This window comes from Lutibacter citreus, assembly GCF_003260195.1.
GTDB lineage: Bacteria > Bacteroidota > Bacteroidia > Flavobacteriales > Flavobacteriaceae > Lutibacter > Lutibacter citreus.
In genome coordinates this window covers 466,611-479,631 of sequence record NZ_QEIH01000001.1, presented here as the reverse complement: position 1 = coordinate 479,631, position 13,021 = coordinate 466,611, and the positions used below count along the sequence as shown (strand labels likewise).

Below are 13,021 nucleotides of genomic sequence, written 5' to 3'. Positions count from 1 at the left end.
AAATTGAGTTTAAAATATTGGTCTATATGTTAATTTTACGTAAAAGGCTCTACCTGGTTTTTGCATTGCCCAGTTGTCGAAAACCTGTTCATTTGTAATGTTTTTCGCATTAAAACTTATTGTAGTTTTATTATTAGGAACAGTATAAGAAATACCTATATCGTGTAATGCTTGTGTTGGGATAAATGCCTTCCCACTACTTGCCAAACTTTCCCAGTTTCTGAAAAATTGATGTGTGTAGCTAAAATTATAATTAATAGATAATTTGGATTTTTCTTTTATAAAATCACCTAACTTGTATTCTATATAAGTATTGGAAGTTAAATAAGGTGCATTTCTTAACCTATCTTTATAATAAATGTATTCCGATCCAAAATCATCATATCTTAAATTATAGCGGGCATTAAAATTTGAAAAATTAGTTGTTACAAACAAACGATTGTTATAGTGGTATTTTAATTGAGCATCAAAACCTGTACTTTTTACTTTTCCTAAATTTTCATATCCATAAGTGTCTGATATACTTCCGCTAATTCCTCTTGTAATCATATCTCTAATATCTCTTATAAAAAAATTAGCTTCCAGATTAAAATTATGCCTGTTTAGTACGTAAGTTCCCAGTAAAAAACCAAGATTAAAATTATTGCTTGTTTCTGGTAAAAGTTCGTAAGTTGGCTGTATACCTTCACTTGTATTACCTAATAATTCAGAAGCCCCAGGCATACGCAATGCTTTTTCTGCTGAAGTTTGTAATGTTAATTTAGGTAAAATAGCATAAGAAATAGCCACCCCATAACCATTATGGTTTATATCTCTTTCATATTCAAAAGAAGCAATAGTGTTTCCTTCTCGTATAGGGTCTGAGAGTTTAACATGTTGTTTGTAATGTTTAAAAAATATATTAGTTTTTAGTTTTTCATCAAAAAAGTTACTTTCATAAGAAAAACTAGCAATTTGTTTGGTAAGGTAACGTGTGTCCGTTAAATCTCTTTCAGATTGTGGACGCATAGTGTCGTCTACATCTCTAGTAAATCTATTAAAAAAATAATGCATACCTATTTTATGCCGTGGATGTAATTGATAAAATATCCCCGTTCTGTTAGCAATATTTGTTTCTTTATTATTAGCCAATGAGGCTTCTCCCGCTTCACCTCCGTTATTTTGCCAATTGATAGGATTTCCATCATTGTCTCTTATTATTTTGCCCAACCAATTATACATATACGGAACGGTGTCTATAACCATACGGTTTGTGTGTGAAAAAGAAGTTAATATTTGAGCTGAGAGACCATCAATTAAAATATCTTTTTTACTGTATTTTAAGGAAACCATTTTACTGTCAAGCTTACTTCTTCTATTTCCATATACAATATCCATAGTAGGTCCAGTTTGTATGTCGTTATCCATGTCAGATATCATAAGACCAAGTGTAATTTCATCTGCCCAACTCTTAGAAGAATAACCAATGTTGGTTTTTATACCTTTCGATTTATAATTATCATGAAAACGTTCAGCTCTTACATAATTAACCTTACCTGAGTTTGGATCAACCACATAAACATTATCTCCCCACACCTTATAATTGTTATCTGTACTATTAAGAAAAGTTGAAAAGTCTACATTAAAATTTGTTTTAGTATTTCTATATCCTGCGTCAACATTAATTTGATGAGTATTAAAAGATCCAAATGAGTAAGCTGCACTTAAATGTGTATTAATACTTTTTTTTAAGATAATGTTAATCCCACCACCCAAAGCATCCTCGGTTAACTCAGCTGGCAGAACACCTTTATAAGTTTCAATACGTTCAATCATTGCTGGTGGTATACTAGATAGAGAAAATGACTCTCCATAATTTCTAAGCGGTATACCATCAATAAAAATCCGTACTGAACTACCAGTAAGACCATTAAGATTAAAATGTGTGTGAGAACCTAACCCTCCTGTTTGTCTAATTTTAACACCAGCTGTTCTTCCTAATATCTCAGTTGCTTGTAAATTTTGAATTGCCATTTTTTGCGTATTTACAATACCAACAGTAAATCCCTTTTCTTTAACAAGCTGACCTTTAGATTTACTTATTACTGTAATAGTGTTTAAAGCAATACTTTCATTTTTATCTAATTCAATAGTTATATGGTCAGATTTTAAACTTAAATCTACATTTACAGTAATCCCTTCTGTTTCAAAAGGTTTTACTAAAACCGTATATTTTCCAGCAATAATGTCAGAAATAATAAAATTTCCATTTTCATCAGTGTATGTGCTTCTATTAATTTTTTTTATATAGATCAATGCCAATTCTACTGGCGAACCATTTTTGTAACTTACTTTACCTAATAAATTTATGGGACCATCTTTTTTTAACGAATTACTGAAGCTGTTAAGGCAGGTAAATACTGAAATAAATATTAGAAATTGAATTTTCAAAACGTTATGCTTATTTAGATTAAATAAAAATAAGGTGCAAATATATAAATATTTATTATTTAGACTCATTATAAATAAGAAATATTTTAATTTTTTTAACTAAAGAAATATGTTATCAATAGAAGTAAGCAAGATTTAGCTATTCTATTTATTTTCTAGTTTGGCGTATAATTAATCTTGTTTATAAATACTAATTAGCTAACCTTCATAAGAATTAAAACAAAAGATTTTATTAAAAGCAGTTGCTTATTAGCTTCTCTATTTTTATTTAACAAAATGGAAGGTGCGCATCCTTGGCTAGGAAATTAAAAAAACCTTGATAAATTTTATCAAGTTTTTTTAATTTTAATATTTATACTAAAACACTTCTCCACACCAACTTTGGAAATATTTAAAAATCATTAATAAAATAATTTAACAATTTTAGAAGATAAGAACCTCTAAACCTACCATATTACTTGATATAAAATAAATTTAGCACAAATTAAATTTAACATTTTCACATTAAAATTATGCATACATTTGAGTAAATCATAAATTAAAAAAACTTAAATGAAAGCAAACCAACTATTTATATTTATGTTGTTTTTTTTAACAGTACACATGTTTGGGCAAGATGTATTGCCTTTAAATATTGCTCCTGAAAATGTAAAACCATTATTTAGTTTAACCAATGCTTCACTTCAAAAAAATTTAGAAAAAGAACTTAATTTAAATTCTAATTGGAAATCATTAATTCAACAAAATAAAATGGCCGTAGGTCTTGTTGATTTAAGCAATCCAAAACTTACAAAATATGCAAGTATAAATGGAAACCATATGATGTATGCTGCCAGTTTACCTAAAATTTCCATTTTATTAGCTGCAATGGACGCCATTGAAAATGGAGAACTTATTGAAACTGCAGAAGTAACCAATGACATGAAATTAATGATTAGTAAATCTGACAATCATGCGGCAACAAGAATGATTGACAGGGTAGGTTATGAAAAAATTGAAAGTGTAATGACTAGTAAAAAGTATGCATTATACGATGAAGAAGAAGGCGGAGGCCTTTGGGTAGGAAAACGTTATGGTGGCGGTGGAGATACAAATAGAGAACCTTTATTAAATTTAAGTCACGCTGCTACGGCAGACCAAGTTTGTAGGTATTATTATTTATTAGCTAACGGTAAATTAGTTAATGAAAATCGTTCTAAACAAATGCTAGATATTATGGAAAACCCTGCATTACACCATAAATTTGTTAATACTTTAGACCAAATAGCTCCTAATGCAAGATTGTTTAGAAAATCTGGTTCCTGGAAAAATTTTCATGCCGATTCTATTTTAGTTTGGGGAAAAGATCCTAAAAGACGCTACATTTTAGTTGCTTTAATAGATAATGAAAATGGTGAGCAAATTATTAGAAATTTAGTAAAACCTATAGAAAAGGCGCTAAAAAAAGCAACACAAAAAACTTAAAAATAGAAAGCCTAAATAATTTGAACAAAATAATTTAGGCTTTCTATATGCAAATTGTTTAATATAAATCCTTTGGCTTAAATTTGTAAATTCTATACCTTTAGCTACATAGATTTTTAATCTTAATAATTAAATGTATTCAACAAATTAGATACATTACTAAATGCTAAACACCAATATTCTTAAAAAGTATATATTAAAAATTTTTGATCTTAAAGAAGAAGAACTTAAAAAAACGCTATTACTTCAACTTAATATATTTTTAATTATAACCACTTTACTTATTGTAAAACCAACAATAAACTCACTTTTTTTATCAGAATTAACTTCAGATGCATTACCTCTAGGCTATGTATTAACAGCTATAATTGCAATTATTGGATCCTTTATTTACGATAAAATATTAGAACAAAAAGCATTAAATAAAGTTATTGAAGGTACAATTATTGGTTCCGTTGTTTCATTAATTATTTTTGGAATTGCGTTTACATTTAACATAGCTGGCGGTATCTTACTATACATACCTTATATTTGGGTTGCAATTTTCGGCTTATTAACGGCCTCTCAATTTTGGATTTTAGCCAACCTAGTTTATAATGTTCGTGAAGCAAAACGTGTTTTTGGTTTTATTGGTGCTGGTGCCATTGCTGGTGGAATTTTTGGTGGTTATTTAACTTCAATTTTAACAACCTTTTTAAAAACTGAAATGTTATTTTTTGTTGCTGCTCTACTATTAACATTTTGTATTCCAATTACAAAATACATTTGGAAAAATGAAGTTGTAAAATTAAATACTTTTCAAGTTTCACTCCGTACTGAACCAAAAACAGAATCGCCATTTAAACTTATAAAACAATCTAAATTATTAAGTTTAATTGCTATTGTAATTGGTTTAAGTGTGTTGGTTGCCAAGTTAGTTGATTATCAATACAGTGATTATGCTTCAAGACTTATTGAAGACCAAGAAGAATTAACATCTTTTTTTGGTTTTTGGTTCTCAACACTAAGCGTAATTTCTTTATTAATTCAACTATTTTTAACACAACGCATTGTAGGAACTTTTGGAGTAGGAAAATCTTTACTTTGGTTGCCTTCTGGAATTTTAATTGGCTCTATTTTATTGTTATTTCTACCTCAAATTTGGGTAATTATTGCCATAAAAATTATTGATGGAAGCTTAAAACAATCCGTAAATAAAGCTGCCACTGAGCTTTTATCAATTCCAATACCTATTGAAACAAAAAAGAAAACAAAAACATTTACCGATGTTGTTGTAGATAGTATTGCAACTGGTTTTGCTGGTTTTATTTTAATCTTTTTTGTTAACGGACTAAATATTTCCTCAACATATATTAGTTTAATTATTATCGCTTTAATATCTGTATGGCTCTATTTTATTTATCATTTAAGAAAAGAATATATTGTTTCTTTTAAGGTATTACTAGACACTTCTGAAGTTAAAAAAGAAAAAAACATTAAAAAAGAAATTAAAATAACTTCCATTATTGGCACTGTAAATAGAGTTTTAAGTAATGGTTCTGAAGGCCAGATTTTACATATGCTTCAAAAAACTTTAGAAGCAAAAGATGAACGTTTCTTTACAGCAATTAAAAATTTATTAACACACGAGTCTCCTAAAATTAAAGCATTAGCCATTGAAAATTTATACTTTTTGAAATCTGAAAATTTATGTTCAAAAATTGAATTAATGGTTAATGATTACGACCAACAAGTTACAACAGCAGCTTTCCGATATTTATTAAAAAAATACGATAAAGATACTATTGAGCTTTTTAACAAATACTTAAATTCAACCGATGCTACTATTGTAAATGCAGCTCTTATTGGCTTAGCATTGGAGCTTAGAAATAACATAGAATTACAAGATAAATTCAATTTAGAAAATCGATTAAATTTAGAACTTCAACAATACAACCTATTAATTTCTGAAGAAGAAAAATTAAATAAAATACAAGCTATTGTTGAAGCAATAGGAAATGCAAGAGTAACTAAATTTTATCCAATATTAAAACAACAATTAGACTCAAAAAACTTAGAAATACAAAAAACTACTATTTTAAGTGCCGCTGAAACTTTAGATCAACAATTTATCCCTTTAATAATATCACATTTAAGTACTAAAGACACCCGAAAAACTGCTATTGACGCGCTGTTTAGATATGGAGAACCTATATTAAATATTTTGGTGCAAAAAATACAAGATGATGCTATTGAATTAGATGATGCTATTCATATAATAGCAGTTATTGAAAAATTTGCATCTCAAAAAGCGATAAGTTCTTTAAAAAAATTAACAGACGGAACAGAACATTCTGTGAAAATTGAAGCAATTGAATCTTTAAAAAGATTGAAATGGAAATATCCTAACCTTTATATTAAAGATCGTTTTATTATTGATAAAATTTTGGACGAATGTCATTTATACCAAAATACACTTTCAGTAATACATTCTCAAATTGTTATTCAATATAAAAATAAAGATAATTCAAAAGAAAATATAGAAATTATTGAAGCCCGAAATGGCTTAATGCAATTGTTAGAACTGCGTTTGGATAGACAATTACAACGTATTTTTAAGTTTTTAGGTATAAAATATCCACCAAATGATGTAGAACCTATATTAAACATTATTTTAACGGGTAAAGAAGAACAACGTATACACGCTATTGAGTTTTTAGATAATCTTTTAGATAATCAACTGAAAAAAGAGCTAATTCCAATTGCAGAATCTGTTTTAGTTGAAGCTATTTCTGAAGAAAAAATAAAAAAATTGAATTTAAAAATACTCAGTGAAACAGAGTGCTACAGAACATTATTGGAGCGTAAAGATATTAAGCTAAAACAAGCTGTACTGTATTTAATAGAAAAAACCAACGATCCAAAATATAAACCATTGGTTGCATTGGTTTTAAATGACACAAATGAAAAGGTTAGAAATAAGGCTCAAGAAATTTTAAATTCTAAGGCTTAAATTTAATTATTAATTAATTTATCTATGCTTCCTGCCAAATACATATGATCACTTGCAGAATTTTTTCGCAACACATTAGTCATTAAAACAACCATATATTTTTTACCATTATCATGCTCAACTATAGCGACAGAATTCATAAAATTTTGAACATTTCCCATATATTTTCCGCAAGCCTCCCCTTTACTTCTATCGCATTTATATAAACTACCAGATTTAAAGTAAACCGCAGCATCTTTTAAAGCTGGTGACTGTGCATATCTAATTCTTCTATCTGTCATAAACATCAATCTTTTCATTTCTAAACTAGATTTTTCATCAACTACTTTTCCTTGTTCTAACTGAACTAAAAATTTCATTAATCCAACCGTACTTCCAATACTTCCACCTTTATTACCTAAATAATTGTTAGCTCCTCGCGTAAAAAAACTTCCTAAACGCCATTCATCAGTAGTAATTCCTAAATTACGCAATGGCAAATTAACAACATCGTTTCCTAAATCTGTTAATTCATTTTTGGGTGTATTTTTAAAATAAGCATCTGCACCTTCTTGTGTTAAAGCGGGATAATCTTTACCAAAAGCAGCCATTAACAACACCTCTCTCCAAACAATACTTGCAGCACCATTATTACTAACAGACATCATATGATCCGCCCATTCAAACAATGTAAAAACATCACTTTCAATCACTTGTCTTTTTACTAATTTGTTTGTTTCAATATTAAAAATTGGCACCGTATGCTCATCGGTTAAACCCCATAAACCTGCTTTTACAGATTTCGTTTTTAACAATTCAATTCGTTTTTCAAAAGACTCAGGATAAATTTTAGCAAGTTGTGTAAACAAACCGTTTAAAACAGCAATTTTACCAACACTTCCTGGCTGATAACCTGCGGTCTCATTTCTTGCTGCATAACGTATATTATTTAAATCTGAAATATCTATAACAGACAAAGAGTAACTTTTATCCAATCCATAAAACAGTCCATTTATTTCTTTGTTAAATTGATCATTTTTCACTAAAAACTGAGCAGTACTATCTTTCTTTTTTGAAATCAGATTTAATTTAATATCATTATATCCTTTCATTGCACCAGCAGGAAGGTTAAGGGTTTCCTTTATTTCACCACTTTTAATTCTTTCTAAACGTAATAATCTTTTAATTCCTGTTCTTGAATATCCATCTATTGGGTACGGATTAATCCCCACAAAAGACCAACATAACGCTACAACAACAGTTATTTTTAAATAATTTATCATCTGTTTAAATTTTATTTTTTAGTGGTAACAGCTGCTGTTCGCTATTAATCATTCGTTTGTATATCAAAATTTGTAATGCTCGTTTCATTTTATATTTTTTTTGAAAGTAGTACTTCCTTGTTTTTATCAATTTTTGGAGTTATAGATTCTAAATAACCAGAACTCAACGCTTTTTTATTTTCTACAAACGGACGAATTTGAAACAACCACAATTTATTATCTTTAAATCCAAGTTCTACATCATAAGCTCCTGTATAAGTTGCATTTACCTCTTCGGCCATTTTTCTCTTCACATTTTCTGCTAACTCTCTAATCTCTTTTATGTTTTGTTTATTTAATATAGAATTTTCAAAGGTGGTTGTTTTTTTAGCTGTTCCACCCGTAATTGGCAAAGTATTATAGTTAGCTTCTCTAGCTGGTGCAATTAATTTTGAAGCACCTTCAAAACTTAACTCATATGCTTCTGCCGATTGTCCATCTACAGCACCTCCTGCTCCTCTACTAAAAGCAATTGTTAAATCTTTTGAATTTCCAGAATTTATTCCGGTAGTAATCATAACCCCAGAATAGTCTACATCTACACTTGGTATTACCAAAATTGAAGGGAACACATTTTCTGGATTCGATAAATATTTTTGACGCCATTTAAAACTACGTTCTGTATAAGGCGATGCCCAAACATCTTTTATTCCTTGTAAAATTTTATCTTTTGCTACCACATTAAACAGTGTTAAATTTAATCCTGCTCCAGAAAAATCTTTTAAATCTTCCATATTGGTATCGCTTCTTAAAAACACTGGTATTTCTCCTAATTTCTTTCCTAAAACCGCTTCAAATTCACTTTCTAATTGAGAAATAAAACTTGCTATAATGGTCATTTTTTTAATGGCATCGCGTAATATTTCTAACTGTTTTAATTGATATTTTTCAACATCATTTTCAGTAATATTATTAGCTCGTTGCTTGTCTGCTTCTAAAAACATATTGGTTAAAAATTTCCAATAAGAAACATTTTGACCTGGCATTTGCTGATCCATATGAGATTTAAAAATTCCAAAAGGTATTACAACTCCTTCAACAACTTTATCTGGAAACATTTTTTTCAATTGCCCTAAATTAGCTGCTTTAGGCCCACATAATTTACCTGAATCTTTAGCGTCTACTTTTCTCATATTTAAAATACTATTCACATCTAATCGAATATTTTCAATAGGAACAGCAATTTTGGCTTCATTTCGTGCTTTTTTAGAAAATAACGCAACCTCTTCAGAAGTCATATCATTTTCTAATTTCAAAATAACATTTCCTTTATTAGAAACTGCATAAAACACTTTTTGCCCATTAAATTTCTTTAAACTTTGAAGATTATCGTCAGACAATGCAGCATTTGGAATACCTAAATTACGTGCCAACAATTGTACGTGAGATACTAAATTTCCTTCCGCAACAGTTGCAATTCCTGCAACAGGTTTTAAATCGGAAGGTGGTTTTTGAAAAATATAAATTTTGTTTGAAGACACCTCAACTCCTTCAGGAGAACCATCAATAACAACTAACTCACCAAAAGCATAACCTGGATTTAAACCACGTACTGAGCTTTGGTTAGAAATATTGAATACCTTATTGGTTAATGAAGATTCAGTTGCAATAATATCGCCCAAATCGGAAACTGCTTTCCCTAAATGTAAAGCCACAGAGCTTCGTATTTTATCATCAATAAAACCGTAAGATTTAGGTTCAAAACCAGTATAAACCATTACTACATCATCATAAGTAGCTTTTACCATAGCCGAACTCCACTCTACAACACTTCGTGCAGATTGTAAAATTGCAGTTAACTCATTTAAAGTAAGTGATGCTTTATTTTTTGGCTTTAAAACTGGTTCAATTTCATTCCATTCCCACAATTCAATATAACCAGCTCCGGCTGTTGCTTTTCCTAAATAATACGTTTTATTCAACAATTCTTGTATTGTTGTAGGTTGCCATTGCAATGCATTTTTAAATACAATTTCTTCTAATTTTAAAGAAGCATCTAACAATTGAATTCTTGCAGCACCTCTCTTCTCAACTAAAATAGCTTTTCTAATATCTAACAATAAATTAGCCGACTCTGTAACCAAATTAGCAGGCTTGGACTCTATACTATTTTTTATTGAAAATTCTTTTATAGCATTTCCTATAGGTGTATTTTTAACCAAGTTTGTTTTTTGAGGCAAAGCTTGAATATCAATCGGCTTGTAAAAATTATGCATAGTTACAAGCAACTCATCAAATTTTAAGTTTAATGCATTTGTTAATTTTGAAGCATTTTTTATTTTGAATTGTTTTACTTTCTCTATGTCTACAAATTCCGGTTGTCCGTGAATTTTAACACGTAAATCCATAAATTGCGAAAATAAATCAGACAAAACCTTAGATTGACTTCTCATTAATTGCGCCACATTATCATCCCCTTTATGTGGAATATCCTTTAACGATTGACGAATTAAAAAGTAGTTATTTGTAATACTTGTATCACCGGTTAACAACCATTTATAAAAATCTATCCCCCAAGCTTCTTCATCTTCAACCTGCACAGCTCCTCTATAATATTGTGCTTTTTGTAAAATCCACCCATCATCTACACTTCTTAAATACTTATCTAGCTGATATTGTTTTAAACGTGAATTATGATTTTGAGAATCCCAAAATTCTTGATTTGTGGTATAGGCTAAAATTTGACCTAAAAAAACACCATTTTTCTTTGCTATATTTTCAACTACATCCTTATATCTAGCGTGTTGAATTCCAGAACCTATAGAATCTGGACAAGGATCTTTTGGCGTTCTTATACTTCCATCTTTACAAAACCAACGAATATCCTTATACGGACCTCTTATATCATTTTTAAAAAGTGATATTTGATCTTTAATATATTGATTGCTAACACTCTGAGAAATAACACTAGCAGTAAAAAGAAATACAATAAAACTAAGAATGTATTGTTTTTTCATTTGAAAATTAATTTATAGACTTTATATTTATTTTCAAATATAATGCCATAATCTATACAAATTACAAACACAGTAAACTAAATATGTAAATACACTTACATTACTAATATTTAATAGCTTAACACATAAATACATTTAATTTTTTACACAAAAAAAGCAGCCAAATGGCTGCTTTTTTTGTGTGATTTAATCTTCAAATTTTATAACAACATTTTCTTAGAAAAAATTCCATTCGATAATTCAATATTAACAATTATAACGCCTTTATAATTAACCTTAATAGACATATTGCTTTCATTTTTAAAATTTTCTTGTTTAATTAATTGCCCAAGAACATTGTAAATTTTAATTTTTGCATCTATTGGTTTATTACTTCTTAAAATAACTTTTTCTTCTCTTGTAAACAAGGTTAAACCTTGCTCTAAAAATTCTTTATTAGTACTTAAAGAAGACGGCGTTTGATCATAGGTTTGAAAACCTGCAAGTATAACCTCAGAAGTTTTTAAGGTTTCATCACCACCTCCGCCAGAACCAGATAATGCCGCTATTTGATGCTCCATGGAAATAGTATAAGCGCCATTACCCACTAAATCTTCCATTAACCCAATAAAACCTCCCGCACCTAAATTAGCATTTTCCGGTATATAGCGATAATATTCTTCCGCAGTTCCACTACTTGCACCACTTACTTTCAATTGATTTCCGGCTCTCATTCTATCACTTCCATCTAAATTAGATGCACTAACCAAATACTGTGAGTTAACAAATAAATTGGTGCCGGTACTACCAATATCAGCTGCAGCAGTAAAAGTGGCGGATGTTACAGTGGTAGCTGGTGTATTTAAACCTATTATATCTACTCCTGTTGCGTCTACTTCACTATAAAAAGCTGGAAAATATCCTCCATTACTGTGTGAAAGAGCTACAGCAACAAGATTACTGTTATGTGTGGTAACTGTGGCAGATCCGCTAACTCGTTTATGGGCTACCCTAAATTTAAAATCATTATCAGCAGCTTCACCTTGAAGCAACCCTACCAAACTTACAATACCATCATCCCAAATATTTATCATTGAGCGTTTAATAGGTTTTCCTAAATCTAACCAATTACTACCATTATCAGTAGAGTATTGTAATTTATATTCAGCAACTGCAGCTCCATCAGCTTTTCCATTTATGGAGGCCGATACATAAATATCTCCTTTTACAGGAAGGGTAATAGCTTCAGTTGTTAATCCGGTTACAACTGTAAAACCAGAAGATGTTGTGGTTACCCCTGTTTCCCCCAACCTTTTTACATCATTGCTTAATTCGTAATGGTTTATGGTTGTACTAAGTGCTACCACAGTAAGACGAGCTTTTGATTCAACATTTCTTCCAACCTCAGCAGTTCCCTGATTACTGTGTTCTAACTTATAAGTTTTAGTTCCAGAGAGTCCACTTACATTAAAAATATGAACCAACGTACCAATTCCCCATCTTTGCACATCAGGCTCACCATTAAGAGCTTTTATCTGCCTTTTAATTACACCACTATTGTCTGTTTTGTCATCACTTCTATAAATATTATAATTACCTTCCCTTGCAGAAGTATTAGTGAGAGGAAAGGGACCGGGACGCATATTAATACTTGCGGTCACCAGAACATATTTAGTATCTGAAATATCACTACCAAGATCTATTGTTACAGAAGCTCCTGGAATGTCTGTCCATTCTTGAGAGTTATCAGTTGTGATACCTGATCCAGTTGCAGTAACTGATTCTAAGTAATCTTGCGCATTTAAATTTAAACAATGTAGAATGAGTACAAGGGTTAATATTTTGAGGGGGTTTTTCATTCAGAAAATTATTATGTAGGGTTCCACAAATTTACTCTA

The 13,021-nt window shown here is 29.8% G+C and carries 6 protein-coding genes; 2 read left to right on the top strand and 4 right to left on the bottom strand.

Annotated elements, in window-relative coordinates; translation table 11 throughout:
- Positions 1-9 precede the first annotated feature (9 nt).
- Positions 10-2,430: a TonB-dependent receptor gene (locus tag DAD81_RS01850; RefSeq protein ID WP_245949161.1), complete on the bottom strand. Its 2,421-nt coding sequence runs from the start codon at positions 2,428-2,430 to the stop codon at positions 10-12.
- A gap of 552 nt (positions 2,431-2,982) precedes the next feature.
- Between DAD81_RS01850 and DAD81_RS01845 the strand changes: the two genes are divergently transcribed.
- Positions 2,983-3,894, top strand: a complete 912-nt coding sequence (locus tag DAD81_RS01845) for a serine hydrolase (protein ID WP_111706523.1) — start codon at positions 2,983-2,985, stop codon at positions 3,892-3,894.
- A 163-nt stretch (positions 3,895-4,057) separates the two neighbouring features.
- Positions 4,058-6,886 (top strand): Npt1/Npt2 family nucleotide transporter, encoded by a 2,829-nt coding sequence (locus DAD81_RS01840; RefSeq protein WP_111706522.1) that lies wholly within the window; start codon positions 4,058-4,060, stop codon positions 6,884-6,886.
- Between the two features lie 2 nt (positions 6,887-6,888).
- Here the strand turns inward: DAD81_RS01840 and DAD81_RS01835 are convergent, their stop codons facing one another.
- From DAD81_RS01835 to DAD81_RS01825, 3 genes are all read right to left on the bottom strand, one after another.
- Complete coding sequence (locus tag DAD81_RS01835) at positions 6,889-8,148, bottom strand: serine hydrolase (RefSeq protein WP_111706521.1); 1,260 nt, start codon at positions 8,146-8,148, stop codon at positions 6,889-6,891.
- A gap of 89 nt (positions 8,149-8,237) precedes the next feature.
- Positions 8,238-11,144: a PEP/pyruvate-binding domain-containing protein gene (locus DAD81_RS01830; RefSeq protein WP_111706520.1), complete on the bottom strand. Its 2,907-nt coding sequence runs from the start codon at positions 11,142-11,144 to the stop codon at positions 8,238-8,240.
- 200 nt (positions 11,145-11,344) lie between these two features.
- On the bottom strand, positions 11,345-12,982 hold the full coding sequence (locus tag DAD81_RS01825) for a T9SS type A sorting domain-containing protein (RefSeq protein WP_111706519.1): 1,638 nt from the start codon (positions 12,980-12,982) through the stop codon (positions 11,345-11,347).
- Between the last annotated feature and the right edge of the window lie 39 nt (positions 12,983-13,021).

Bases quoted from the DNA above. Each gene is read 5' to 3' on its own strand.
- DAD81_RS01845 (WP_111706523.1), top strand. From the start codon at position 2,983: ATGAAAGCAAACCAACTATTTATATTTATGTTGTTTTTTTTAACAGTA.
- DAD81_RS01840 (WP_111706522.1), top strand. From the start codon at position 4,058: ATGCTAAACACCAATATTCTTAAAAAGTATATATTAAAAATTTTTGAT.
- DAD81_RS01835 (WP_111706521.1), bottom strand. From the start codon at position 8,148: ATGATAAATTATTTAAAAATAACTGTTGTTGTAGCGTTATGTTGGTCT.
- DAD81_RS01830 (WP_111706520.1), bottom strand. From the start codon at position 11,144: ATGAAAAAACAATACATTCTTAGTTTTATTGTATTTCTTTTTACTGCT.
- DAD81_RS01825 (WP_111706519.1), bottom strand. From the start codon at position 12,982: ATGAAAAACCCCCTCAAAATATTAACCCTTGTACTCATTCTACATTGT.